The sequence below is a fragment of the Streptomyces sp. NPDC015144 genome (assembly GCF_043079735.1).
Lineage (GTDB): Bacteria > Actinomycetota > Actinomycetes > Streptomycetales > Streptomycetaceae > Streptomyces.
This window is the reverse complement of record NZ_JBIBUU010000030.1, coordinates 1-25,139: the sequence shown is the minus strand read 5'-3', so window position 1 is coordinate 25,139 and position 25,139 is coordinate 1. Positions and strand designations below refer to the sequence as shown.

The window sequence follows — 25,139 nt, the reverse complement described above, 5'->3', positions numbered from 1 at the left end:
GGTGGTCCCGCCGGTCCGCGCGGCGGCGTACCCGATCCGCGGTGGAGTACCCGGTCCGCGCGGCGGAGCCACCGTGTCGTCTTGGCGACATGTCGCAAGCACGGCACCGGAGAGGTCTGGTGCGGCGATCAGTGCGGGCCCCAGTCTTGAGCCGCACCGCGTGTCCGTTTCCTTGCCCCCTGGAAAGGTTCCGATGCACATACGGCATCGCTCCGCCGCCGTTCTGGCGGCGGGCGTCCTCATCGCCACTCTGTCCCCCGTCGCCTCCGGCGCGAACGCCGCTCCGGTCTCCCCCTCCGTCGGAGCGGACTCCGCGGGCCGCCCCAAGGTCGTCTCCGTCACCCTCGTGACCGGTGACCGGGTGCGGCTGGAGACCTTCCCCGGCGGCCGGAAGGCCGTCTCCGTCGAACCGGCCCCGGGCGCCACGCAGGCCGACTTCACCCAGCTGGAGATCGACAAGCAGACGTACGTGCTGCCCCGCGCCGCGCTCCCGTACATCTCCTCCGGGAAGCTGGACCGGCAGCTGTTCAACATCACCTCCCTGATCGAGCAGGGCTACGACGACGCCCACACCTCCGCCATCCCGCTGATCGCCCGCTACACCCGCGGGACGAACCCCACGGCCAAGGGAGCGCCCACCGGTTCGCGCAAGGGCCTGGTCATCAAGAGCCTGCGCGGCTCGGCGCTGAAGGCGGACAAGAAGCAGGCCGGGCGGTTCTGGAAGGCCATCGACGACGACGCGCTCGCCAAGAACCTCGCCGGGAGCGGCGCGAGGAGCGCCTCCAGGGGATCCGCCTTCAAGAACGCGGCCTTCGAGGACGGCGTCGAGAAGCTGTGGCTGGACGCGAAGGCGCACGTCTCCCTCGACCGCAGCACCGCGCAGATCGGTGCGCCCGAGGCGTGGCAGGCCGGATACGACGGGAAGGGCGCGACCGTCGCCGTCCTGGACACCGGAGTCGACGCCACCCACCCCGACCTGGCCGGAAGGCTCGGCGAGGTACGCAACTTCACCACGGACCCCACCGCGAACGACGGCCACGGCCACGGCACCCATGTCGCCTCGACCGTCGCCGGCAGCGGCACCGCCTCGGGCGGCTCGCGCAAGGGCGTGGCACCGGGGGCGCGGCTGATGATCGGGAAGGTGCTGGACCACACCGGCTCCGGCCCGTACTCCGCGATCCTCGGCGGGATGGAGTGGGCCGCCAACGCGGGCGCCGACGTCATCAGCATGAGCCTGGGCGGCGGGCCCACCGACGGCAACGACATCCTGAGCATCGCCCTCGACCAGCTCACCGAGGACACCGGCGCCCTCTTCGTCGTGGCGGCGGGCAACTCGGGCGCGGACTACCAGGTGGGCTCCCCGGGCGCCGCGGCCCGCGCGCTGACCGTGGGCGCCGTCGACCGCGACGACCAGCTGGCCTCCTTCTCCAGCCGCGGCCCGCGCGTCGGGGACAACGGCGCCAAGCCCGACCTCACCGCGCCCGGCGTCGGCATCGTCGCCGCCCGCGCGGCCGGCACGTCCATGGGCAGCCCGGTGGACGCCTCGTACACCGCCGCGTCGGGTACGTCCATGGCGACCCCGCACGTGGCGGGCGCGGCGGCGATCCTCGCCGGCCGGCACCCGGACTGGAACGCCCAGCAGCTCAAGGACGCGTTGATGAGCACGACGCGGACCACCCCGGACCGGACGGTCTACGAACAGGGCACCGGCCGGGTGGACGTGGCCCGCTCGGTGCGCCAGCAGGTGCGCGCCACCGGCACCACCGGCTTCGGCTCCCTGGACCCCGACTCGGGCCCGCAGCAGGTGCACGTCACCTACACCAACGACGGTGACACGCCTGTCACCCTCGCCCTGGACACCACCTTCGACGGGATGTTCGACTCCCCGGCCCCGGCGGGTGTGGTCAGTGCCCCCGCGCAGGTCACCGTGGCCGCCCACGGCACGTCCGACGTGACCGTGACCCTCGACGCGTCCGCACTGCCGCAGGGCGTCTACGGCGGCCGTCTCACCGCGACCTCGGCCGACGGCGGCACCGTCACGCACACCGTTCTCTCCGCGTCGAAGGACCCGGCCAAGCACAAGGTCACCCTGCGCGGCATCGACCGCGCCGGACAGCCGGCGGACATCTCCCCGCTGATCCTGCTGGGCCCCGTGGGCCGCTTCGACATCATCGGGTCGGTGCCGGCCGGGGAGACCGCGGCGGTGGAGGTGCCCTCGGGCACGTACTACCTGCACGGCGTCATCCCGCAGGCCACGGAGGAGAACGCGAGCGCCAGCCTGGTCGTCGACCCCCAGCTCCGGGTGGACGGCGCCACCGACGTGGTGCTCGACGCGCGCAAGGCGGTCCCCGTCGACATCCGGACCCCCAAGCCGGCCGAGCACCGGGGCACGGTGGTCTTCTCCACGCACTGGACGGCCGGGGACCGGGACTTCATCAGCTTCTACACCAGCGGGCACAGCGGCGGATACCGCCTCTACGTCACCCCCACCAAGAAGTACACCGAGGGGGAGTTCGAGTTCTCCTCCCGCTGGCAGCTGGCCGCGCCGCTGCTCACCGCACGCGCCGTCTCCCGCAGCAGCACCGCCGGTGTCCCCCTCCGCCTGCTGCACAACTCCCCCGCCGTGGAGAGCAAGCGGCGCCTGAAGGTGGTGGACGCCGGTCACGGACGCCCCGAGGACTACGCGGCGCTGCGCGCCCGCGGCACGGACGTCCGCGGCGCGGCGGTGCTCGTCGCGCTGGAGGGACTCGAGTACGACGAGGCGGTGGCCGAGGCGGCCCGCGCCGGAGCCGCCGCCGCCCTCACCACCGCCGAGGGCAACCTGTACTCGTCCGCGTCCTGGCAGCCGGTGGGAGCCCGGCTTCCGGCGATCGGGCTGTACGCCTCCCACGCCACCGCGGAGCGGCTGCGCGAGCCGGGCACCGTGCTGGAGCTGAAGGGCACCCCGGACAGCCCCTACGTCTACGACGTCGTGCAGTCCTCCCGGCAGCGCGTCCCCGAACGCGTCGTCCACACCGTCGAACCGGGGAACACCGCCACCGTGGTCTCGCGCTACCCGGACACGAACGGCGTCCGCTACGTCACGGAGGACCGGCCGTCCTGGCGGCCGTGGGAGGGGGACAGCGGGGTCCTCTCCATCCGGTCCCGGTACGTCCGCACCGGGCAGGTGCGTACGGAGTACCTGAGCGGCCCCGCCGACACCCGGTGGCTGCACTGGGTCAACCCGCGTACCGCCTGGGCGCTCCAGGCGGTGGGGACCGGCATGTTCGGCCCCCAGCGCACCTACCGGCCCGGTGAGCGCGTCACGGAGAGCTGGAACGGGGCCGTGGTGCGCCCGGCGATCCCCCGGGGCGTCGACGGGCTCGCGTTCCGCAAGGGCGACCAGCTGACCATCGGCATCCCCGAGTTCGCCGACAGCACCGCCGGCCACTACGGCTTCGCCCTGCCCGCCACCAAGGCCGACACCCCGTACCCCGACGGGACCAGTGCCGTACTGCGCCGCGACGGCAAGGTCCTCGCCGAGGGGCCCCGGGCGTGGGGGGTCTTCCCCGCGGGCGGGGACGACGGCCGCTACCAGCTGGACCTGGACGTGAAGCGCAGCAGCCCCGAGGGCACCCTCTCGCGGGCCACCAGCACCCGCTGGTCGTTCACGGCCCCCCGCCCGGCCGAGGGTGAGCGGTCCCTGCTCCCCCTCCTCCAGCTCGACTACGACGTGGCCACCGACCTCCGGGGCGCCGCCCCCGACTCCGGGGCCTTCGCGTTCGGAGTGAGCGCCCGCTACCCGGACGGTCTGACGGGCCGCTCCGTGAAGGGCATGGAGGTGTCCGTCTCGTACGACGACGGCGGGCACTGGCGGGCCGCGACGGTGTCCGCCCGGGGTGACGGCGCCTACCGCGTCCGGGTCACCCATCCCTCGACCGCCCGCTCCAGCGGGTACGTCACGCTGCGGGTCCGCGTCTGGGACGACGCGGGCAACGAGGTGACCCAGCGGGTCGAGCGGGCGTACGCGCTGAGGTAGGAGGCAGTACGCGGGATCCGGAAGCCGCGGCCGACCCCCGGTCGCGGCTTCCGTGCGTCCTACGACAGCCAGTCGCGCCGCGCCGCCTGCCACACCAGTTGGGTGCGCGTCTTCGCGCCCGCCCGCTGCATCAGCGCGGTGATCCGGCGCTGCACCGTGCGGTGGCTGACCCCCAGCTGGGTGGCGATGGCCTTGTCCGCCACGCCCGCGACGACCAGGGAGAGCAGGTAGCGCTCGTCGCCGGCGAGGCTGCCGCCCGGTCTCATGCCGCCGGCGAAGTCGGCCAGCTCGCCCGTCTCCGTGACGTGCAGCGGGGTCCCGGCCGCCCACTGGATGTCGAACAGGGCGACGAGGGCGTCCAGGAGCGTGCTGCTGCGGATGATCGCGGCGGTCGGCTCGCCGCGGACGCCGGTCGTGCTGCTCGGCATCAGCGGGCAGACGGCGACGGAGCTGTCGACGATGACCATCCGTACGGGGATCGTGCTGGTGGCGCGGGCCACTTCACCGGCGCGGATGCCCTGGGCGACGTTGTCGACCATGCCGGGCGCCTCCAGGCAGGCCCGTTCGTAGATCGCCTCGTAGCGGATGCCCCGGGCGAGCAGCTCGAACTCCTCGTGGTTGTCCTGGGCGCGCAGCGCCACGGGGTTGGCCTTGCAGAACCACCGCAGGTCGCTGCGGGCCCCGTAGGCGAGTTGGCGCAGCTGCTGGCGGATGGCGCCGGCCCCGGTGATCACCTCGACCAGCTGTCCGGCGTCATGGCGCCGACCGCCCGCCCGGTACTCCTCGGCCAGCTGTTCCACTCCGCGCCGCGCCCACTCCAGCGCTTCCTGGCCGCGCGTCAGCAGGGGCTGCAGCGCCACGTCCGGCGGGACGGGTACGTACCGCATGCCGCCGTCGCCCGGCAGCCGCCCGACCATGCCCTTGTCGTGCAGGGAGGACAGGAGCGACGCCGCCTCGTGCTCCTGGAGGTGGAGCTGTTGGACGATCTCGTCCACGCCCGCACCCCGTACCTCCACCAAGTGTCGGTAGAGCCGCTCCTCCGCCGCCCCGATCCCGGCTATCTCCAGCACGCGCCTTCTCCCTCCCCGCAACCCACCCCGAGCGGACGCCCACTGTGCCGTCCATGATCGAACAGGATGCGGTCGCCCCGCCGGGCGATCAAGGAGACACCACGGGTTCCGTGGCCCCCGGCGCTGCCGCCGCGCCCGGTTCAGCCGCCGAAACTCCAGACGACGGCGCCGTTTCCGGTGACGAGGAGGGCGAGGACCACGAGGTCGGCGACGCCGAGGGCGAGCCCGAGCCAGGCACGGCCGCGGCGGGTGGTGGACCGGACGAGGGCGAGGATCGCCATCACGATGGCGGCCGGGCCGAGCAGGATGTTCATCACCAGGAGGCCGACGAGCCCGAGCACGAAGGAGGCGACGGCCAGCCCGTCCGCGTCCCGGACGGAGCGGTCGGCGCGTACGTCCTCCGTGTCGGGGTGGCGGACCGGCGCGGCGAGGGTCATGGGTGCGGGCTCCTTCGGTGCTGCGGTGGGGGAACGCGGGCGGGGCCGGGCGGGGTCAGCGGGAACGTCGCTGCGCGCCGGTCCGCTCCCGTACGGCGAAGACGAGCAGCCAGCAGCCGATCAGGGCGGCGAGCGCGAAGCTCAAGGGCAGGGGGATCTGGGCCACCGCCCCGATCACGACCCCGAACAGCAGCAGTACGGCGACAAGAACGACCATGTTCAGCCTTTCCCCGGACCCTCGCGAGCACTTGAGAGTACGACTGTTCACTGACTCATCAGTCTAAACACACGCATGGCTTCCCCACTCCGGAGAACAGTTGTTTACTGAATGGCATGAGTCACACCGCCGGCACCCGGCTGGCCCAGAAGATGAGGACGCGTCAGGCGCTGCTGGACGCGGCGCTCGCGCTTCTGGAGCACCAGAGCCTCAGCAGCCTCGGGCTGCGGGAGGTGACTCGCGCCGCCGGGGTCGCACCCACCGCCTTCTACCGGCACTTCGACGACACGGCGGCGCTCGGCGTGGCACTCGTCGAGGAGGCGCTGGGCAGCCTGCACGGGGTGATCGGCGCGATCCTCGCCGAGTCCGGGGACAGCGAGGAGCGGCTCGGGCGCGGCATCGGGCTGATCCTGCGCCATGTCGCCGACCAGCCCGCGCACTTCCGCTTCATCGCGCGCGAGCAGCACGGCGGTGTGGGCCCGGTGCGGGAGGCCATCGCGGCCGAACTGCGGCGGTTCGCCGAGGAGGTGGCGGCGTCGCTCGCCGAGGAGCCCGAGTCCCGGGGCTGGAGCGACGGGGACCTGCTGATGCTGGGCGGTTTCTACGTCGACCACATGGTGATCACCGCGTCGGCCCTGCTGGACGCGGGCCCGGAGGGCGAGCGGGAGGTGGCCGAAACGGCCCGCCGCCGGCTCCGACTGGTCACCCTCGGCCGGGCGCACTGGCTGGACGACGGGGGCGCGTGAGCCGCGCGGGGAGGGGCGGTCGGGCGTCCCCCGCGTGCGCGGGGACAACGGCCGGACGGCCGCCGCGGCGTCGGCGTAGTCCGGAACACCCCCGCACCCGCGGGGACAACAGGTATCCGCGCCGCTGGAGACCGAGCAGTGCCGGACCACCCCCGCACCCGCGGGGAGAACGTTCAGAAGGTCGATCACGCCCTTGATGGCGCCCGGACCACCCCCGCACACGCGGGGACAACACTGCGCGAGGGCCCACTCCCGCCCCGGCCGGCACCCTGCCCCCGTCACGCCTCACGGGGCGCACGGGGGCAGGGCCGGAGGCGTCAGGGGCGCGGGGCGCGGGCGAGTTGGCGGGACTGGGCCACGAGGCGGTCGGCGCTGTCCCAGACCTCCGCGTCCTCCTCCAGGAAGCCGCCCGCGAGGTTGCGGGTGGTGATGGAGACGCGGAGCGGGCCCGGGGCGGGGCGGGAGCGGACGTGGGTGGTGAGCTCGACGGTGGGCGTCCAGCCCTTGAGGCCCAGCTCGAAGGAGGTGGGCGGCAGCGCGTCAACGGTGAGCAGCAGCGAGAGCGCGTCGGCGTCGCGGCCGTCCGCGAGGCCGAACCAGCCGCGCATCTCGCCCTTGCCCGAGGGCGCGCCCACCGCCCAGCCGACCGTCGCCGGGTCGAGCCTGATGTCGAGCCGGCCGGTGATGGCGGAGCTGCCGGGGATGGGGGCCGGGCCGTCGTTGGCGCCGAGGCACTGCTCCAGCGGCGGGATGGCGGGCGGCTTCGCCTCCGTACGGACCTCGTCGGACAGCGCGTCCAGGTCGCCGTAGGTGGCGATGACCCGGATGCGCTCGACCTCCGAGCCGTCCTCCGCGTACTGGAAGAGGGACGCCTGGCCGGTGGAGAGGGTGCGGCCGGTGCGGACGGTCTGGGTCCGGATCACCGCGGGGCCGGGGACGGACGCGGTGAGGTAGTGCGCGGAGACCGAGAAGGGGTCCGGGTGAGGCAGGGCCTGGCCCAGCGCGCGGCCGAGCATGGCGAGCAGATAGCCGCCGTTGACGGCGTGGATGATCGTCCAGCCCGCGGAGAGCTCGGCGTCGTAGACGCCCTCCTCGCGAAGGGTGACCGCGGTGTCGCGGTCGAACTCGCTGTCACCGATGGTCGCCGGGGACCCGATGGTCGCCGGTCCGGTCTGCGCCGCCTGCTCTGCTGCCTGTGCCATGCGACGCACCGTACACCGATTGTATTACTGAGCGGTAGCTTTTTGGTGCGGATCACAGCGGTGCGCGGCTCAGGCCGCCGCGGCGCTCTCCTCGGCCGCCGCCGACTTCCGGTTGAAGGCGCGCGGGGCCCGCCAGTGGTAGCGCATCGCCATCAGCCGGAGCACGAAGGCCACGATCACGGCGGCGCCGCTGGTGAGGGCGTTCAGCATGCCGAAGCGGATGCACAGGACGGTCATCGCGGCGCCGACGACGGCGGGCACCGCGTACAGGTCGCGGTCCCAGCGCAGCAGCGAGGGCACCTCGTTGGCCAGGACGTCGCGCAGCACACCGCCGCCCGCCGCGGTGGCGAGCCCGAGCGCCGCCGAGGCGGTGAGGCCGAGCCCGTAGTCGTACGCCTTGACCGTGCCCGTGACGCAGAACAGCCCGAGGCCCGCCGCGTCGAAGACGTTGACGGCCACCTGGATGCGCTCGACCTGCGGGTGGAGGAAGAACACCAGCACGGCCGCGAGCAGCGGGGTGGTGAAGTAGCCGAGGTCGGTGAAGGCGGCGGGCGGGACCGCTCCGATGACGATGTCACGGAACAGCCCTCCGCCCAGCGCGGTCACCTCGGCGAGCACCGCGATGCCGAAGACATCGAAGTTCTTGCGTACGGCGAGCAGAGCGCCGGAGATCGCGAAGACGAAGATTCCGACGATGTCGAGCGCATGCTGGACGGAGGGCGTGAACAGTTCGGTGAGCACCGGGCAATTGTGCCGGTACTACCCCTCTGTGCTGTCCTCCGGCGTATCGGACGCCGCGGCCGGGGCGGCCGGCCCGTCCGTCGGCACGCTCTCCGGGTGGTGGCAGGCCACCTGGTGGCCGGTCCGCAGCGCGGCCAGCGGCGGTTCCTGCGTCTTGCAGACCTCCGTGGCCTTCCAGCACCGGGTGTGGAAACGGCATCCGCTGGGCGGCGAGATCGGCGAGGGGACGTCGCCCTTGAGCAGGATGCGCTCGCTCTTGGCCGAACGGCGCTTCGGGTCGGGGATCGGGACCGCGGAGAGCAGCGCCTTGGTGTACGGGTGCATAGGCGCCCGGTAGAGCGACTCGCGGTCGGCCAGCTCCACGATCTTGCCGAGGTACATCACCGCGATCCGGTCCGAGACGTGCCGGACCACTGACAGGTCGTGGGCGATGATCACGTAGGTGAGGCCCAGTTCGGCCTGGAGGTCGTCGAGCAGGTTGACCACCTGCGCCTGGATCGACACGTCGAGCGCGGAGACCGGCTCGTCGGCCACGACCAGCTTGGGCTTGAGCGCGAGCGCGCGGGCGATCCCGATGCGCTGGCGCTGGCCGCCGGAGAACTCGTGCGGGTAGCGGTTGTAGTGCTCGGGGTTGAGGCCCACGACCTCCAGCAGCCGCTGCACCTCCTTCTTGATGCCGCCCTCGGGCGTGACGCCCTGGAGCTTGAAGGGGGCGCCGACGATCGTGCCGATCGTGTGCCGCGGGTTCAGCGAGGAGTACGGGTCCTGGAAGATCATCTGCATGTCCCGGCGCATCGGGCGCATGCCGCCCACGCCGAGGTGCGTGATGTCCCTGCCCTCGAACTCGACGCTTCCCGCGGTGGGTTCGAGCAGCCGGGTGATCAGGCGGCCCATCGTCGACTTGCCGCAGCCGGACTCCCCGACGACGCCCAGGGTCTCGCCCGAGCGCACCTCGAAGTCGATCCCGTCGACCGCCTTCACGGCGCCGGTGGTGCGCTGGAGCAGCCCCTTCTTGATCGGGAAGTGCTTCTGCAGCCCGGTCACCCGGAGCAGCACCTCGCCGGGAGGGATGTCGCCGGCCGGGGCATCGGGCGCGGCCGACCTCTGCTCGGGCACGTCCGCGCCCTTGTCCTCGCTCGTCACGGCCTTGTCCTCGCTCACAGCTTGGGCGCAATCTCTTCGGTCCAGATACGCTCCCGCTGCTCCTGCGACATGTGGCAGGCCGCCCAGTGCCGGCTGCCGACCTCCTGGAGCTCGGGCCGTACGGTGCGGGTGACGTCGTCCTTGGGTACGTCCGCGTACGGGCAGCGCGGGTTGAAGGCGCAGCCGGACGGGATGTTGATGAGTGACGGCGGGGAACCCTTGACCGGGATGAGCCGGTCGGTCTGCTCGCGGTCGAGGCGCGGCATGGAGCCGAGCAGCCCCCAGGTGTAGGGGTGGCGGGGCTCGTAGAACACCTTCTCGGCCGGGCCGCGCTCGACGCAGCGTCCGCCGTACATCACCAGGAGGTCGTCGGCCAGCTCGGCGACGACACCCAGGTCGTGGGTGATGATGATGACCGCGGAGCCGAACTCCTTCTGCAGGTCCCGAATCAGGTCGAGGATCTGCGCCTGGACGGTCACGTCGAGCGCGGTCGTCGGCTCGTCGGCGATCAGCAGTTCGGGGTTGTTGACCAGCGACATCGCGATCATCGCGCGCTGGCGCATACCGCCGGAGAACTCGTGCGGGTAGCTGTCGACGCGCTTGTCGGGCTGCGGGATGCCGACCCGGTCGAGCATCTCGATCGCCCGCTTGCGGGCGGTCTTCTTGTCGACGTCGTGGTGGACCCGGTACGCCTCCACGATCTGCTTGCCGATCGTGTAGTACGGGTGCAGCGCGGACAGCGGGTCCTGGAAGATCATGGCCATGTCGCGGCCGCGCAGCCTGCGCACCTCGTCCGGGTCGGCCGAGAGCAGTTCCTTGCCGTCCAGCCAGATCTCGCCGGAGACGCGGGGCTTGCGCTTGCCGTACTGGCCGGTGGTGTGCAGGCCCATGATGCCGAGCGAGGTGACGGACTTGCCGGAGCCGGACTCGCCGACGACGCCGAGGGTCTTGCCCTTCTCCAGCTGGAAGCTGAGCCCGTCGACGGACTTGACCAGGCCGTCGTCGGTCGGGAAGTGCACCTTGAGGTCGCGGACCTCCAGGAAGGCGGTGGGGGCGGGCGAGCCGGAGCTCGTGGGCTCGCCCAGCGCGGCACCGGTCTTGTTCGGTTCGGTCATCCCAGCCTCACTCGCGGGTCGATGACGGCGTACATGATGTCGACGACGAGGTTGGCGACCGCGATCGCGAGTGCCGCGAACAGGGTGACGCCGAGAATCACCGGAAGGTCCTTGCTGCTGATCGCCTGGACCGCGGCGAGCCCGAGACCGGGCAGGTTGAACGTGGACTCGGTGAGCACGGCGCCCCCGAGGAGCACGCCGATGTCGAGGCCGAAGACGGTGAGGATCGGCGTCATCGCGGAACGCAGGGCGTGCCGGGTGATGACGGTGCTCTCGCCGAGGCCCTTGGCGCGGGCGGTGCGGATGTAGTCCTCGCCGAGCACTTCGAGCATGGTGGCCCGGGTGAGCCGGGCGTACATCGCGGCGTTGAGGAAGGCGAGCACGATCCACGGCAGGATCAGCGACTGGAACCAGACGCCGATGCCGTCGTCGGTGGAGAGGTTGTCGGCGATCCGCACCCAGCCGAGGGTGTGCACGAACAGGCCCATGGCGACCATGCCGGTGAAGAAGATCGGCAGCGAGACACCGGCGAGGGCCGTGGTCATCGCGGCCCGGTCCCAGATGGTGCCGCGGCGCAGCGCCGAGACCACACCGGTGGCGACACCGCCGAGGAGCCACAGGACGCAGGCGCCCGCGGCGAGCGCGCCGGTGACGGGCAGCGCGTCCTTCAGGGTGGTCCACACCGGGACCTCGGTACGGAAGGAGTACCCGAAGCAGGGCGCGGCGCAGTGGGTGACGTCGGCACCGTTCGCGTAGTCGCGTCCCATCGGGATGCCCTTGACGAACTCCCAGAACTGGACGAGGAGGGGGTCGTCGAGACCCAGCTTGATCCGGATGCCCTGGAGCTGCTCGGCACCGGAAGCCTTGCCGGCGAAGAGGACTGCGACGTCCTGACCCGCCCACTTGGGCAGCATGAAGAAGATGGTGAACGTCGCGAGCAGTACGACGAGCACCATGATGACTACGGCGAACAGGCGCCGGATGAGATAAGCAAGCACTGTGCGCGGCCCGGCGGTGGGCCGGGAACCCCTGCGCGGGGTTCCCGGCCACCGCCCCGGCCATCACCTGCCCTTCGGACTGGCGGGTTTCGGCGGCGGAGGGGCAGTCAACGGGGTTGACTGCGAATGCTGTCGACCGGAGCGACTACTTGACGACGCCGAGCGAGGCGTAGTCGTAGCGGCCGTTGTAGGCGTCGGACATGTAGGCGTTGGTCAGACGGCTGCCGCGCCAGGTGATGTTCTTCTCGTAGAGGAAGGGCATCCAGTCGGCCTGGTCGAGGATCCGCTTGTCGAGCTCCGCGTAGACCTCACCGGCCTTGACCGGGTCGGTCTCCGCGATCGCCTTGTCGAAGAGGCCGTCGATCTTCGGGTCGTTCAGCTGCGACTCGTTGTAGTTGCCGGTCTCCGAGAGGAAGCGGCTGTCCCACAGCGGCTGGCCGAAGCCCTGGCCGGACGGGAAGTCCGGGCCCCAGCCGCTCATCGTCATGCCGTAGCCGCGCTTCTTCACGACGGACGGCGAGCCGGTGATGCTGGACGCCTCGGCGCCGTCGATCGGGTCCACCTCGACCTTGATGCCGACCTTGCCGAGCTGCTCCTGGAGCGCCTCGGCGGCGTCGACCTCGCCCGGGTTGTTGTTACGGGCGCTGAGCTTGGTGGAGAAGCCGCTCGGCTGGTTGCACTGCTTCAGCTCGTCCTTGGCCTTGGCCAGGTCCGGCTTGCCCTTGCGGGCGAGGACGCCGTACGGGTCGTAGTCGCTGTGGCCCTTGATGGAGGCCGGCAGCGTGCTGTTGGCGATCGCGCCGCCGGCGAGCTCGCCACCGCGGGTCTGCTGGAGACCGGCGAAGTCCGTCGCGTAGAAGACGGCCTTGCGGCAGTGGACGTTGTCGAACGGCTTCGCCGTGTGGACCAGGGCGACGTAGCGGACGAAGGACGTCTGCATGTTGTCGACGCTGTCCTTGTACTTCTGGACGGCGGTGACGCGGCCGGACTGGGTCATGCCGGTGCCGTTGAGGTCGACGTCGTAGTCGCCCGCCATCAGCTTCTTGTCGTTCTCCTCCAGGTTGGCGGAGATCGTCACCGTGATCTTGTCCGGGAGGGCGGCGCGCACCGGGTCCGAGGACTTCTGCCACTTGTCGTTGCGGACGAGCACGATGTTCTTGCCCGGCTTGTACGACTCGAACTTGTACGGGCCGTTGGAGAACGGGCGCTGGGTGTACTTCGTCCCGGTGTCCTTCTCGGCCTTCACCGGCGAGCCGGACGGCATGGCGAGGAACTGCTCGAAGTCACCGTTGGGCTTCGGCAGCTTGAAGATGATGGTGTTGTCGTCCGGCGTCTCGATCGCCTTCAGGCCGAGCTTGTCCGCGGACTTGTCCTTGTAGGGGCCCTTGTACTCGCCCTTGGGGTCCAGCGTCTGCATGAGGTACTGCGGGCCACCGGTGATGGTGTCCGTCGCCCAGATGCGCTCGATGCCGTACTTGACGTCCTTGGAGGTCAGCTTGGAGCCGTCCTCCCAGGTCAGACCGTCACGCAGCTTGTACGTGTAGGTCTTGCCGCCGTCCGTGATCTCACCGGGGCCGGTGGCCAGGTCGCCGACCAGCTTGGTGGAGGCCTGACCCGGCTTGGTGTCGTAGGTGACCAGCTGGCGGGTGTAGAACCGCATGAAGTCCCAGGCCATGCCGTAGTAGGCGCGCTGGGGGTCGGCGGAGTCGAGGTCCTGCTTGCCGACGAACTTCAGCGTCCCGCCCTTCTTGGTGGACGGGTTGGCGACCTTGTTGAACGCCGCGTTGTATCCGGCGCCCTTCGCACTGCCGCCGTCCTCGCCGTCGCCGCCGCCGCACGCCGTGGTGGTCATCAGCGCCGCGACCACGAGGGCCGCACCCGCGGTGAGCCGTCGTTTCGAGGTGACTGTGGACATTTTCTCGCAACCTCCGAGATCGCGGTCCCAGGCAGTTGCTTGCCAAAGAACCATGGAAAGAGCCACCTGACGATGCGGCAGGGGCAGGTCGTGGGCTATCGGGTTCCCTTGGGGTCCAGAGCATCGCGCAGCCCGTCCCCGAAGAGGTTGAAGGCCAGCACGGTGATGAAGATCGTGACGCCGGGGAAGACCATGAACATCGGGTCGTGCTCGTACGTTTCCAGCGCGTCCCGGAGCATGCCGCCCCAGGAGGCGGTGGGCGGGCGGACACCGGCGCCGAGGAAGCTGAGCGCGGCCTCGGTGAGGATGTTGGTGGGGATCATCAGCGTCGCGTAGACGGTGATCGGCGCCACCAGGTTGGGCAGGAGTTCGCGGAAGAGGATGTGGGTCCGTCCGCCGCCGAGGCTGCGGGCCGCCTCCACGTACTCGCGTTCCCGCAGCGAGAGCGTCTGGCCCCGGACGATACGGCCCACGTACGGCCAGCCGAAGAAGCCGATGACGGCGACGAGCACGGCGATGCGCACGCCGCTGCCGGTGAGGCCGAGCAGGTCGTCGGGGAGGACCGACACCAGGGAGATGATGAAGAGCAGCTGCGGGAAGGAGAGCAGCACGTCCATGATCCGGCTGATCACCGAGTCGATCCAGCCGCCGAAGTACCCGGCGATGATCCCGAACAGGGTGCCGAGCGCGACGGCGACCAGGGCCGCCAGGAACGCGACCAGCAGGGAGATCCGGGCGCCGTAGACGATACGGCTGAAGATGTCGCGGCCCTTGTTGGGTTCGACGCCGAAGAGGAAGTCGCCGCTCATCCCGCCCAGGCTGCCCTGCGGGAGGTTGGTCAGCGGGTCGAGCTTGTCCTGGTGGAAGTCGTTGGGCGGGTGCCCCAGCAGGCTGACGATCAGCGGCGCGAAGACCGCCACCAGGACGAGGACGAGAACGGTGATGCCGCCGGCCAGTGCGACCTTGTCCTGCTTCAGACGGCTCCAGGCGATCTGCTTGAGCGACCGCCCCTCGACCTTCTTCGCCCCGGAGTCGACGGAGTCGACCACGGGGCCGCCGACCGCGTCCGGATCCGCTTCCCTGGTCGGCTCGTGCAGTGGTGCCGTCATCGTGGCAAGGACCCCTCTCAACCGGCGGTGGCCGGGCCGAACTGGCCGCAGTGGCGGCGCGGATCAGTCAGTCGTACGCGAGCGGCAAGACGCCCTTGCTGCGGGAGTCTTCATTGCCGTCACTACAGGGAGCCATACCGGCAGGCGAATGGATGCCTAACCGTGATGCGGTCCTGGGTGTTCCGTTATCCGGACGCCGCCGAACGACCGCCGAACAGGGGGCAGTTGAGGCACAAGGGGGCAGTCCCGCAGAATCGCCGCGCAATCACCACCAGGGGTGCGCGGGGCGCAAATCCCGGACATTGAAGGCGTGATGGGTCCGGACCGGGGTGAACTCCCTCCAGGGCAGGAGGGGTTGGTGGCATATGCGCACGTTACGCGAGACTGGAAACGTAATGTCGCATTCCGCTTCTCGGGGCTTTCGGCGCGCTTCGGGGCTCCGGGCCGGTACGCGGACGGGCGCCGGCCGACACGGGGCGGCCCCCGCTCCCCGGGCGGGGGCCTGCCGGTATCAGTACGCGGACTGCGGCGGGTAGCCGTATCCCGTGGCGGGGGCCGCCGGGGCGTGCGCCTCACGGTCGTAGAACGGGCGGGCGTTGGCGCGCAGCCACATCGCGACCGGGTCGTACTCGTCGGACATCGCGACGGTGGAGACGGGCAGCCCGTCCGGGACGGCGGAGACCGACTGCTGCATCATCGTGCGCGCCGCGTCCACCGAGGACGGGGAGGCGTCGTAGAGGTCGAGCCCGATGGTGAGGTACGGGGCGCCGAGCGCGGGCTGCACCCAGGCGCGGCGCAGCGAGCGGACCGCGGGGGTGCGGTGGGCGGTCTGCGTGAGCAGGGCGTAGAACTGCGGGATCTCGATGGCGGGCTCGGTGAGCCTGAGCGGGCCGGCGGGCATCCGGTCGAGGCCGGTGGCGATCCGGCGCAGGTCCAGCCAGGGGATGCCGACGCCGCCGCCGGGGGCGTGCGGGTTGAGCCAGATGCCCCAGCGGTCGGGGAAGAGGGCGCGGGCGATGTCCACGCCGTCGACCAGCTCGTGGGCGCGGTTCCAGCCGCTGGCGGAGAGCTCCTGCGCGGAGGTCACGCAGGGGGCGTAGCCGAGGCCGTCCACCTCCATGTTCCCGTACTGGGCGTCGGGCGATCCGGCCTGGCCCTGCCACAGGAGCATCCAGATCCGGCCGTGGGCGAGGGCCTGGAGCAGCGCCTCGTACGCGTCGTAGCGTCCGGGCGTCACTTGGCCCAGCATGTGCTCGACCTGCCCGGCCGCCGCGGTGCCTGACGCACTCACCTGGTCCCGCCCCTCTTCGATCCACTGTGCCGCCCGGCCGCTCCCGGGCACACGGGCGCGGCCGGTGCCGAGGCACCCGCCATGAAACCAGCTTATGCGCCGGTCATGACACCGACTTGACGCCATGGGGCGCGCCGGTGTCCGGGTCCGGCGCGGCCGGAAAGGTACGGGGGCGTGTTTCGGAAGCGAGCGCCGTCCGCCCGAAGGGCGGGCCCGGGGGTGTCCGGTGCGTGCGATCCCGGCAGCGCGGCGAGCCATGGGGCCGGGCGCCCCCGGGGCGGACGGGACTTCCGAAGCACGCCCTACTGGCCGGCGCGCTGGTAGAACGGTCGGATCTTCTCCCGCATCCAGTCGCCGACCGGGTCCTGGGCGACGTCGAGCAGCACCAGGTTGACCGGCCAGGGCACCTCGACCCGGCCCAGGGCGCGGCCGAGGGCGTCCATCGGGGCGTTCCGCCCGGCCCCCTCCCAGGTGGAGAACTCCACTCCGACGAAGAGGACGGGGTCGCCGCCCTCGATGCTGGCCAGGGCCCGCCGGGCGGTGAGGACGACGCCGCTCTCCTCGAACTCCCCGGCCGCCGCGGCGAGGAAGTCGACGGGCTCCTCCTGCCAGTCCGGCTCGAACAGCCGGACCCGGCCGCCGCTGGCCGGGCCGTCCAGCGGGGTGCGGCCGATCCGGCAGAGCTCGGCGACGGCGGGCGGCGGCAGCGGCATACCGACCGCGCCGCCCGGGTTCACCACGATGCCGAGCTGCGGCGGCAGCCCCCGGGCGAAGTCGCGGGCGGGCGCGACCGTGAAGGAGAGGTGGCTGCCGACACAGGCGAGGAACTGCTGCTCGGAGCTGAAGACGGGGACGTACGCGGCGCCGTCGAACTCCATCGTCGGCAGGTCGAGGGACGGGGAGTCCGGTCCGCCACCGTTGGGCAACGGCACCCAGACCTGGCTGCGGCCGAGCACCTCAACGAGGCGGCCGCCCGCCTCCGGGTTGCCCAGCGAGGCCATCAGCACCTCTTCGAGCTCGTTGGCCGGCCACCCGCTCTGCGGATGCGCCTGGGCCTGCGCCGGAATGTCCACTGCTTCCCCTGCTTCCCCTTCTCACCCACGCTTCCGCGCTTCCGCGCAGAAGGTTAGCGCCCGGCCCGGGGCGGCCCCGCGGCCGGCGCCGCGGCTCCCCGGCCACGCCGGGCACCGGCCACCGGCTCCCCGGGCCGGCCGGGGGTCAGGCCCCCGCCCGCGGCCGGCCGGCCGTGAAGACGATCCGCCCGATCCGCCCCGCCGCCTCCCGGTCCAGGAGCACCGCCGAGGCGCAGCCGGCCGGAAGCACCCCGTCCGCCGTGGCCGCCATCAGTCGGCCCACCGCCCGGCGGTGCCGGGCGAAGGCGTACGCCGACACTCCGCGCCCGCGCTCGCGCTGCCCGTCCCGGGCGGTCTGCGGGTCGACGTCGAGCAGGACCAGGTGCAGGAGGCGGCCCCGGCGCCGGGCGGCCCGGGCCAGCCAGCCCCGTACCCACGACTGGGTCCCGCAGTCGTGGACGACGGCCGACTCGCCGGAACGCAGCACCCGCCACAGCCCCCAGTAGTGGTCGAGGCGGACCAGCGGGCGGTAGAGGGCGTAGGGCAATAACCGGGGCATCACCCGCGCCCAGCGGTCCCGGACGTCCTGCGAATCGACGGCGTGGGCGGTCGTCACCACCCGCCGGATCAGCGTCGACTTCCCGCTGCCGGGCAGCCCGGAGACCACCACCACGTCCCCCGCCGCGAAGCGCAGCCCGCGCGGGCCGCGCCCGGCCCGCGCGCGCAGGTCCCGCACGACGGGCGCCGACCCGGCGGGCACCGCCCGGACCGCGCCCCCCGGCCGCTCGGCCGGCGCACCCCGTGCGCCCCCCGCGGTCGTCGCGTACCGCTGCAACGTCATCGCCCTCCCCCATCGGTCGGCCCACCCCAGCCCCATGCCCCTGAAGTGTAAAGAAAAGGTAATGCGGCACAACCGCCCGTGTCGGTGGTTTCCACCGGGGGACCGGGGGCCCATTCCCGCGCGATGCGTGCGATGATGACCCCGCCAACTGCATAAAGGCCGCTTGAATCCGCGCGGGAGAGTCCCGGTCACTGTCCGTGCCGGGCGCCGAAGGAGCAAGTTCCTCCCTTGAATCTCTCAGGCCCCGTACCGCGTGGATGAGGCAGATCTGAAAAGCGGGCCGCTTCGCGGCTCCACCCAAGGTGCAAGCCGAACCCGTCCGGGGCTCTCGGCGAACCTCTCAGGTTCCGATGACAGATGGGGAGGGATCGTCCTTGTCGTCATGTTCCGGGAGTCATACTCATGAGCACCGCACCCCGCCTCACCGCCCTCGATGCCCTGCACCGTTCGCTGGGCGCGACCATGACCGACTTCGCGGGCTGGGACATGCCGCTGCGGTACGCCAGTGAGCGCGACGAGCACAACGCGGTGCGCACCCGGGCCGGACTCTTCGACCTGTCGCACATGGGCGAGATCACCGTCACCGGCGCCGGGGCGGCGGCCTTCCTGAACTTCGCGCTGGTCGGCAACATCGGCACCATCGCCGTGGGCCGGGCCCGCTACACGATGATCTGCGCCGAGGACGGCGGCATCCTGGACGACCTGATCGTCTACCGGCTCGGTGAGACCGAGTACATGGTCGTCGCCAACGCGGGCAACGCCCAGATCGTGCTGGACGCGCTGACCGCGCGGGCCGAGGGCTTCGACACCGAGGTCCGCGACGACCGCGACGCGTACGCGCTGATCGCCGTCCAGGGCCCGGAGTCCCCCGCGATCCTGGCCTCGGTGACCGACGCCGACCTGGACGGCCTGAAGTACTACGCCGGGCTGCCGGGCACGGTCGCCGGGGTCCCCGCGCTGATCGCCCGTACCGGCTACACCGGTGAGGACGGCTTCGAGCTGTTCGTCGCCCCCGCCGACGCCGAGCAGCTCTGGAAGGCGCTCACCGAGGCGGGCGCCGGGCGCGGCCTGGTCCCGTGCGGGCTGTCCTGCCGCGACACGCTGCGCCTGGAGGCGGGCATGCCGCTGTACGGGCACGAGCTGACCACCGGGCTGACCCCGTTCGACGCCGGTCTCGGCCGGGTCGTGAAGTTCGAGAAGGAGGGCGACTTCGTCGGGCGCAAGGCCCTGGAGGCCGCCGCCGAGCGCGCCGAGACCGCCCCGCCGCGCAAGCTGGTCGGGCTGGTCGCCGAGGGCCGCCGGGTGCCGCGCGCCGGCTTCCCCGTGACCGTCGGGGGCGAGGTCGTCGGCGAGGTCACCTCCGGCGCCCCCTCGCCCACCCTGGGCAAGCCGATCGCCATGGCCTACGTCGACGCCGCGCACGCCGCGCCGGGCTCCGAGGGCGTCGCCGTGGACATCCGGGGCAGCCAGGAGCCGTACGAGGTCGTGGCGCTGCCGTTCTACAAGCGTCAGAAGTGACGCGCCGGGCACCGGGAACCCCACCGGCGCCCCGCGAACCGGCACGGCCGCGCCGAAGGAACGATGCTGCCGGGCCGGAGGAAACGGCGCGGCGACTTCACAGAAGTGACGTAATCGCGTCTCACACCGTAAGACCACCGTTCATCAGCACTCCCCCGCGTACAGGAGAATTCAGACCATGAGCAACCCCCAGCAGCTGCGGTACAGCAAGGAGCACGAGTGGCTGTCGGCCGTGGAGGACGGTGTGGCCACGATCGGCATCACCGAGTTCGCGGCGAACGCCCTCGGCGACGTCGTCTACGCCCAGCTTCCCGAGGTCGGCTCCGAGGTGACCGCGGGCGAGACCTGCGGCGAGCTGGAGTCGACCAAGTCCGTCAGCGACCTGTACTCGCCCGTGACCGGTGAGGTCACGGCGTTCAACCAGGACGTCGTGGACGACCCGTCGCTGGTGAACACCGCACCCTTCGAGGGCGGCTGGCTGTTCAAGGTACGCGTCGCGGAGGAGCCGAAGGACCTGCTCTCCGCCGACGAGTACACCGAGTTCTCCGGCAACTAAAGAGACCCCAAGGGACCACCTGATGTCGCTTCTCAACTCCTCCCTCCACGAGCTGGACCCGGACGTCGCCGCCGCCGTCGACGCCGAGCTCCACCGCCAGCAGTCCACCCTCGAAATGATCGCCTCGGAGAACTTCGCTCCGGTCGCGGTCATGGAGGCCCAGGGCTCCGTCCTCACCAACAAGTACGCCGAGGGCTACCCCGGCCGCCGCTACTACGGTGGCTGCGAGCACGTCGACGTCGTCGAGCAGATCGCCATCGACCGGATCAAGGCGCTGTTCGGCGCCGAGGCCGCGAACGTCCAGCCGCACTCCGGTGCGCAGGCCAATGCCGCCGCGATGTTCGCGCTGCTCAAGCCGGGCGACACGATCATGGGCCTCAACCTGGCCCACGGCGGTCACCTGACCCACGGCATGAAGATCAACTTCTCCGGCAAGCTCTACAACGTGGTGCCCTACCACGTCGATGAGACCGGTGTCGTGGACATGGCCGAGGTCGAGCGGCTGGCCAAGGAGTCCAAGCCGAAGCTGATCGTCGCCGGCTGGTCCGCGTACCCGCGTCAGCTCGACTTCGCCGCCTTCCGCCGGATCGCGGACGAGGTCGGCGCGTACCTGATGGTCGACATGGCCCACTTCGCGGGCCTGGTGGCCGCGGGCCTGCACCCCAACCCGGTGCCGCACGCCCACGTCGTCACGACCACCACGCACAAGACCCTCGGCGGTCCGCGCGGCGGTGTCATCCTGTCGACGCAGGAGCTCGCCAAGAAGATCAACTCCGCGGTCTTCCCGGGCCAGCAGGGCGGTCCGCTGGAGCACGTGATCGCGGCCAAGGCGGTCTCCTTCAAGGTCGCCGCGTCCGAGGAGTTCAAGGAGCGCCAGCAGCGCACCCTGGACGGTGCCCGCATCCTCGCCGAGCGTCTGGTGCAGCCGGACGTCACCGAGGTCGGCGTCTCCGTCCTGTCCGGCGGCACGGACGTGCACCTGGTCCTGGTCGACCTGCGCAACTCCGAGCTGGACGGCCAGCAGGCCGAGGACCGGCTCCACGAGATCGGCATCACGGTCAACCGGAACGCGATCCCGAACGACCCGCGCCCGCCGATGGTCACCTCGGGTCTGCGGATCGGTACGCCGGCCCTGGCCACCCGCGGTTTCCAGAGCGAGGACTTCACCGAGGTCGCGGAGATCATCGCCGCCGCGCTGAAGCCGTCGTACGACGCGGACGCGCTGAAGGCCCGCGTGGTCGCGCTGGCCGAGAAGTTCCCGCTGTACCCCGGTCTCGGCTGATCCGGGAAGCGGCTCGCACCACCGGGCGGGGCACCGCGCGCACTCTCGTGGGCGCGGTGCCCCCACCCTTGTCCCACCCCGGCACCACCCGGCACCACCCGGCAGACAACGACGTCTACCAGCCCCCTGAGGAGTCCCCGTGGCCATCTCGGTCTTCGACCTGTTCTCGATCGGCATCGGCCCGTCCAGCTCCCATACGGTCGGCCCGATGCGCGCCGCCCGTATGTTCGCTCGCCGGCTGAAGAACGAGGGCCTGATCGCCCACACCGCTTCGATACGCGCCGAGCTGTACGGTTCGCTCGGCGCGACCGGCCACGGCCACGGCACCCCGAAGGCGGTCCTGCTCGGCCTGGAGGGCGAGTCGCCGCGCACGGTGGACGTCGAGTCGGCGGACGCGCGGGTGGAACACATCCGCTCCACCGGCCGGATCAACCTGCTGGGCATGCACGAGATCGACTTCGACGCGGACGAGCAGCTGGTCCTGCACCGCCGCAAGGCCCTCCCGTACCACGCCAACGGCATGAGCATCCACGCCTTCGACCACGACGGCGCCCTGCTCCTGGAGAAGACCTACTACTCGGTCGGCGGCGGCTTCGTCGTCGACGAGGACGCGGTGGGCGAGGACCGGATCGTCCTCGACGACACCGTGCTCACGCACCCCTTCCGGACCGGCGACGAGCTGCTGCGGCTCTCGAAGGAGACCGGCCTGTCCATCTCCTCGCTGATGCTGGAGAACGAGAAGGCCTGGCGCACCGAGGACGAGATCCGCTCCGGGCTGCTGGACATCTGGCACGTCATGCAGGCCTGTGTCTCGCGCGGCATGTCCCGCGAGGGCATCCTCCCCGGCGGCCTGAAGGTCCGCCGCCGCGCCGCGACCACCGCCCGCCAGCTGCGCGCCGAGGGCGATCCGCAGACCCACGCCATGGAGTGGATCACCCTCTACGCGATGGCGGTCAACGAGGAGAACGCGGCGGGCGGCCGGGTCGTCACCGCGCCCACCAACGGCGCCGCGGGCATCATCCCGGCGGTGCTCCACTACTACATGAACTTCGCGGCCGGCGGCGCCACCGCGGCGGAGAAGGAGGACGGCGTCGTCCGCTTCCTCCTGGCGGCCGGGGCCATCGGCATGCTCTTCAAGGAGAACGCCTCCATCTCGGGCGCCGAGGTCGGCTGCCAGGGCGAGGTCGGCTCCGCCTGCTCCATGGCGGCGGGCGCCCTCGCGGAAGTGCTCGGCGGCAGCGCCGAGCAGGTGGAGAACGCGGCCGAGATCGGCATGGAGCACAACCTCGGCCTGACCTGCGACCCGGTCGGCGGGCTCGTCCAGATCCCGTGCATCGAGCGCAACGGCATGGCCGCGGTCAAGGCCGTCACGGCGGCGAAGATGGCGCTGCGCGGCGACGGCAGCCACAAGGTCTCCCTCGACAAGGTCATCAAGACCATGAAGGAGACGGGCGCCGACATGAGCGTCAAGTACAAGGAGACCGCCCGGGGCGGGCTCGCGGTGAACATCATCGAGTGCTGAGCATGTAGGCCCTGATACTGAGCATGTAGGCCCTGACCAGCGTTTTCGTTCTTCCGGCGCGGTCGGGGCCCACCCTGTCCGTCCGGTGGAGCGGCTGCCGGCACCACCGCGCCGCGTGAACGGCCGCGGCACGCCTCCTGGATCGGTGGCGGAAGCGGTGCGGGCGGCTCCCTTCCCCATGTCACCGTTGCCCTTCCTGGCGTCGGGCCGTTTCCAGGTGCGGGGGTGGGCGCCGCGGCGATGATCGTGACGACGTGGCGGCCGCGCACGGCCATCCCCGGAGCGGCGTGTCACCCGCACCGGCCCCACCGCCCCGGCCGCCCCGCCTCGTCAACGCAGGTGCACCGGCAGTTCCTCGATCCCGTAGACGATGGAGAGCTTGCGGAAGGCGAGGCTCTGCTGCGGGACGGCGAGCCGCATCGCGGGGAAGCGCCGGACCAGGGCCGGGTAGGCGACGCGCAGCTCCATCCGCGCCAGTTCGGCGCCGACGCAGCGGTGGATGCCGTGGCCGAAGGCCAGGTGACCGGTGGCGGGGACACGGTCCAGGTCGAAGCGGCCGTCGTCGGTGATGTACGCGGCGTCCCGGTTGGCGCCGCTCAGCGAGCAGAGCACCATGTCGCCCTCGGGGATCACCACCCCGCCGATCTCGATGTCCCGGCGCGCGAACCTCGGGAAGGCGATCTGCACCGCCGAGAGGTAGCGCAGCGCCTCCTCGACGAAGGGGGCGGCCGCCGCGTCGTCGGTGCGTATCCGCTCCCGCACGTCCGGATCGCGGAGCAGTACGAGCGAGCCGAGCGCGATCGTGCTGGCGGTGGTCTCGAAGCCGCCGGTGAGCACGCCGTCGGCGAGGCCCGCGAGTTCGTCGTCGCCGATGTCGTCGCCGTGGTCCCGCACGATCATGCCGAGCAGCCCGTCGCCGGGGTTGCGCCGCTGTTCCCTGACCACGCCCCGGAAGTACTCCATCGACTCCGACATGGCGCCGAAGGGGGCGGTCGTGCTGGCGAAGAGGTCGAAGCGGTCCATGGCGAGCTGCTGGAAGTCCGCCCGGTCCTCGTAGGGCACCCCGAGCAGCTCGCATATCGTGAGCGACGGGATCGGCAGCGCGAACTCCTTCACCAGGTCGACCGGGCCCGGAGCGGCCTCCATCGCGGCCAGCCGCTCCGCCACGATGGCGTCGATCCTGGGCGTCAGCCGCCGCAGCCGGCGCATCGTGAACTCCGGTGTCAGGATGCGGCGCAGCCTGGTGTGGACCGGCGGATCACTGAAACCGAGCCCGCCGGGGCTCTGCTCGGCGGCCACCCCGGCGTTCGTCGCGAGGTGGGCGAAGTCGGTGCTGAAGCCGTCCGCCGAACCGAGGACGGCCTTCGACTCCTGGTAGCCGGTGATCACCCAGGCGTCCATGCCGAACGGCAGCGTGACCTTGTGCACGGGCTGCTTCGCCCGGGTCCTGGCGAGCTTGTCCACCGGGTCGAGCCCGTTCCGGCGCAGCATCATCAGCAGGTCGTCGGGGAGCAGCCGGACCGTGGAGGACCCGATTCCGTACTTCTGGATCCGGGACAGATAGCTGCGCCCGATCCGGGCGGTGATACGGGAACGCAACGTCATCGCGGTCAATCTGCACTCCAGTGCTCGTCGTTCGGCCCGCACGCCGGGTGCGGACGGGAGGAAGCGGATACGGAAAGCGGGTGGGGGCACGGATAAGGACGTACGAACGGCGGGTCAGGATGCGTTCGGCAGCCGGTGACCGCACGGCATTCTGTCCCAGTACGTGAGCGGATGGCTCGGGGGTGGCGCCGGAACGGTGCCGGGACGGTGCCGGGCCAGCGCCTGCGGCCATGGGTATGCACGCTATGCCCGGTTCATACCCCTGCTCCCGACCTCATCCCCTCCCCCGCACCGTCAGCGGTGATCAACCACACAGCCGTTGGGGCGGGGGTGTGACCGAGGACGAGGGACGGGGGCCAGGGAAGGACGTCACGCGAAGAGCGGCGACCGTCGACGGCCGCCCTCCTGGAGCGGTCGCGCTCCATCGGCCGGAGCGACGGCGCCGCGTTCGCCCTCGCGACCCGCCGCTTGTGTACGTAGCGTGAAGACCTACCGATGGATTCCTGGATCCCGGTGACCTCGGGACGGCCCGATCCGTCCGCCGGATCGCCCAGCCACCGCGTTCGTGCACTTCATCGGCTCCGTCCGGAACGCGCTGCGGCCCTGTCACGACGGGTTCACGGACCGAGGCTCGGATTGCTTCGGTCGTGGCGGGATTGATAGGGATGGTCGGGACGTTTGTTTGATCGGTTGTCGATCGGGTTGGCAGGGGGACTGGATGAAGTTCGACATGGGGTCGC

20 protein-coding genes and 1 riboswitch are annotated in these 25,139 nt (G+C 71.4%); of the genes, 6 read left to right on the top strand and 14 right to left on the bottom strand.

The annotated features are described in order from the left end of the window. Window positions 1–193: 193 nt before the first annotated feature. Window positions 194–4,018: a S8 family serine peptidase gene (locus tag ACF08W_RS32925; protein ID WP_392281537.1), complete on the top strand. Its 3,825-nt coding sequence runs from the start codon at window positions 194–196 to the stop codon at window positions 4,016–4,018. A 59-nt stretch (window positions 4,019–4,077) separates the two neighbouring features. Here ACF08W_RS32925 and ACF08W_RS32920 read toward each other — a convergent pair whose 3' ends face one another. The 3 genes from ACF08W_RS32920 to ACF08W_RS32910 form a co-directional block, all read right to left on the bottom strand. Continuing rightward, window positions 4,078–5,088: a helix-turn-helix domain-containing protein gene (locus tag ACF08W_RS32920; RefSeq protein WP_385211691.1), complete on the bottom strand. Its 1,011-nt coding sequence runs from the start codon at window positions 5,086–5,088 to the stop codon at window positions 4,078–4,080. Window positions 5,089–5,228: 140 nt separating this feature from the next. Continuing rightward, window positions 5,229–5,525: a DUF4190 domain-containing protein gene (locus ACF08W_RS32915; protein ID WP_385211689.1), complete on the bottom strand. Its 297-nt coding sequence runs from the start codon at window positions 5,523–5,525 to the stop codon at window positions 5,229–5,231. Between the two features lie 55 nt (window positions 5,526–5,580). After that, window positions 5,581–5,742 carry a hypothetical protein gene (locus tag ACF08W_RS32910; protein WP_385211687.1) on the bottom strand — a complete coding sequence of 54 codons (162 nt, stop codon included), beginning with the start codon at window positions 5,740–5,742 and terminating at the stop codon, window positions 5,581–5,583. A 116-nt stretch (window positions 5,743–5,858) separates the two neighbouring features. Between ACF08W_RS32910 and ACF08W_RS32905 the strand changes: the two genes are divergently transcribed. Next, window positions 5,859–6,488, top strand: a complete 630-nt coding sequence (locus ACF08W_RS32905; protein ID WP_385211685.1) for a TetR family transcriptional regulator — start codon at window positions 5,859–5,861, stop codon at window positions 6,486–6,488. A 317-nt stretch (window positions 6,489–6,805) separates the two neighbouring features. Here the strand turns inward: ACF08W_RS32905 and ACF08W_RS32900 are convergent, their stop codons facing one another. The 10 genes from ACF08W_RS32900 to ACF08W_RS32855 form a co-directional block, all read right to left on the bottom strand. Next, window positions 6,806–7,690 (bottom strand): thioesterase family protein, encoded by an 885-nt coding sequence (locus ACF08W_RS32900; protein WP_392281536.1) that lies wholly within the window; start codon window positions 7,688–7,690, stop codon window positions 6,806–6,808. Window positions 7,691–7,759: 69 nt separating this feature from the next. After that, entirely contained in the window at window positions 7,760–8,431 is a 672-nt protein-coding gene (locus ACF08W_RS32895) for a trimeric intracellular cation channel family protein (RefSeq protein ID WP_352280726.1), read from the bottom strand. Window positions 8,432–8,449: 18 nt separating this feature from the next. Continuing rightward, on the bottom strand, window positions 8,450–9,547 hold the full coding sequence (locus ACF08W_RS32890; RefSeq protein WP_385212139.1) for an ABC transporter ATP-binding protein: 1,098 nt from the start codon (window positions 9,545–9,547) through the stop codon (window positions 8,450–8,452). A 41-nt stretch (window positions 9,548–9,588) separates the two neighbouring features. Further along, window positions 9,589–10,689 carry an ABC transporter ATP-binding protein gene (locus tag ACF08W_RS32885; RefSeq protein WP_352280724.1) on the bottom strand — a complete coding sequence of 367 codons (1,101 nt, stop codon included), beginning with the start codon at window positions 10,687–10,689 and terminating at the stop codon, window positions 9,589–9,591. Then, window positions 10,686–11,687, bottom strand: coding sequence for an ABC transporter permease (locus ACF08W_RS32880; RefSeq protein ID WP_385212137.1), 1,002 nt, complete (start codon window positions 11,685–11,687; stop codon window positions 10,686–10,688). The genes ACF08W_RS32885 and ACF08W_RS32880 overlap by 4 nt, the downstream gene beginning before the upstream one ends. 145 nt (window positions 11,688–11,832) lie before the next feature. Continuing rightward, window positions 11,833–13,602 (bottom strand): ABC transporter substrate-binding protein, encoded by a 1,770-nt coding sequence (locus tag ACF08W_RS32875; RefSeq protein WP_352280722.1) that lies wholly within the window; start codon window positions 13,600–13,602, stop codon window positions 11,833–11,835. Between the two features lie 95 nt (window positions 13,603–13,697). Continuing rightward, the gene (locus ACF08W_RS32870) at window positions 13,698–14,711 is read right to left on the bottom strand and encodes an ABC transporter permease (protein ID WP_392281535.1); all 1,014 of its coding nucleotides are present in this window, start codon (window positions 14,709–14,711) and stop codon (window positions 13,698–13,700) included. Between the two features lie 511 nt (window positions 14,712–15,222). After that, window positions 15,223–16,002: an enhanced serine sensitivity protein SseB C-terminal domain-containing protein gene (locus ACF08W_RS32865; RefSeq protein WP_385211678.1), complete on the bottom strand. Its 780-nt coding sequence runs from the start codon at window positions 16,000–16,002 to the stop codon at window positions 15,223–15,225. Between the two features lie 302 nt (window positions 16,003–16,304). Then, window positions 16,305–17,075, bottom strand: coding sequence for an enhanced serine sensitivity protein SseB (locus ACF08W_RS32860; RefSeq protein WP_392281534.1), 771 nt, complete (start codon window positions 17,073–17,075; stop codon window positions 16,305–16,307). A 145-nt stretch (window positions 17,076–17,220) separates the two neighbouring features. Beyond that, a complete protein-coding gene (locus ACF08W_RS32855; RefSeq protein WP_392281533.1) occupies window positions 17,221–17,916 on the bottom strand; it encodes an AAA family ATPase in 696 nt (231 codons plus the stop codon). Between the two features lie 164 nt (window positions 17,917–18,080). Beyond that, window positions 18,081–18,178: riboswitch (glycine riboswitch) on the top strand. A 140-nt stretch (window positions 18,179–18,318) separates the two neighbouring features. On the opposite strand from ACF08W_RS32855, the gene gcvT reads away from it, so the two are divergent. From gcvT to ACF08W_RS32835, 4 genes are all read left to right on the top strand, one after another. Beyond that, the gene (gene gcvT, locus ACF08W_RS32850; protein WP_385211674.1) at window positions 18,319–19,434 is read left to right on the top strand and encodes a glycine cleavage system aminomethyltransferase GcvT; all 1,116 of its coding nucleotides are present in this window, start codon (window positions 18,319–18,321) and stop codon (window positions 19,432–19,434) included. Between the two features lie 178 nt (window positions 19,435–19,612). Next, window positions 19,613–19,990, top strand: a complete 378-nt coding sequence (gene gcvH / locus ACF08W_RS32845) for a glycine cleavage system protein GcvH (protein ID WP_385211672.1) — start codon at window positions 19,613–19,615, stop codon at window positions 19,988–19,990. A 22-nt stretch (window positions 19,991–20,012) separates the two neighbouring features. Next, window positions 20,013–21,272 (top strand): serine hydroxymethyltransferase, encoded by a 1,260-nt coding sequence (gene glyA / locus ACF08W_RS32840; protein ID WP_352280708.1) that lies wholly within the window; start codon window positions 20,013–20,015, stop codon window positions 21,270–21,272. Between the two features lie 139 nt (window positions 21,273–21,411). Next, complete coding sequence (locus ACF08W_RS32835) at window positions 21,412–22,794, top strand: L-serine ammonia-lyase (protein WP_352280706.1); 1,383 nt, start codon at window positions 21,412–21,414, stop codon at window positions 22,792–22,794. A 330-nt stretch (window positions 22,795–23,124) separates the two neighbouring features. On the opposite strand, the gene ACF08W_RS32830 is transcribed toward ACF08W_RS32835, so the two are convergent. After that, complete coding sequence (locus tag ACF08W_RS32830; RefSeq protein ID WP_392281532.1) at window positions 23,125–24,399, bottom strand: cytochrome P450; 1,275 nt, start codon at window positions 24,397–24,399, stop codon at window positions 23,125–23,127. Window positions 24,400–25,139: the final 740 nt, after the last annotated feature.

Bases quoted from the DNA above. Each gene is read 5' to 3' on its own strand.
- ACF08W_RS32925 (WP_392281537.1), top strand. From the start codon at position 194: ATGCACATACGGCATCGCTCCGCCGCCGTTCTGGCGGCGGGCGTCCTC.
- ACF08W_RS32915 (WP_385211689.1), bottom strand. From the start codon at position 5,525: ATGACCCTCGCCGCGCCGGTCCGCCACCCCGACACGGAGGACGTACGC.
- ACF08W_RS32910 (WP_385211687.1), bottom strand. From the start codon at position 5,742: ATGGTCGTTCTTGTCGCCGTACTGCTGCTGTTCGGGGTCGTGATCGGG.
- ACF08W_RS32905 (WP_385211685.1), top strand. From the start codon at position 5,859: ATGAGTCACACCGCCGGCACCCGGCTGGCCCAGAAGATGAGGACGCGT.
- ACF08W_RS32900 (WP_392281536.1), bottom strand. From the start codon at position 7,690: ATGGCACAGGCAGCAGAGCAGGCGGCGCAGACCGGACCGGCGACCATC.
- ACF08W_RS32885 (WP_352280724.1), bottom strand. From the start codon at position 10,689: ATGACCGAACCGAACAAGACCGGTGCCGCGCTGGGCGAGCCCACGAGC.
- ACF08W_RS32875 (WP_352280722.1), bottom strand. From the start codon at position 13,602: ATGTCCACAGTCACCTCGAAACGACGGCTCACCGCGGGTGCGGCCCTC.
- ACF08W_RS32870 (WP_392281535.1), bottom strand. From the start codon at position 14,711: ATGACGGCACCACTGCACGAGCCGACCAGGGAAGCGGATCCGGACGCG.
- ACF08W_RS32855 (WP_392281533.1), bottom strand. From the start codon at position 17,916: ATGACGTTGCAGCGGTACGCGACGACCGCGGGGGGCGCACGGGGTGCG.
- gcvT (WP_385211674.1), top strand. From the start codon at position 18,319: ATGAGCACCGCACCCCGCCTCACCGCCCTCGATGCCCTGCACCGTTCG.
- gcvH (WP_385211672.1), top strand. From the start codon at position 19,613: ATGAGCAACCCCCAGCAGCTGCGGTACAGCAAGGAGCACGAGTGGCTG.
- glyA (WP_352280708.1), top strand. From the start codon at position 20,013: ATGTCGCTTCTCAACTCCTCCCTCCACGAGCTGGACCCGGACGTCGCC.
- ACF08W_RS32830 (WP_392281532.1), bottom strand. From the start codon at position 24,399: ATGACGTTGCGTTCCCGTATCACCGCCCGGATCGGGCGCAGCTATCTG.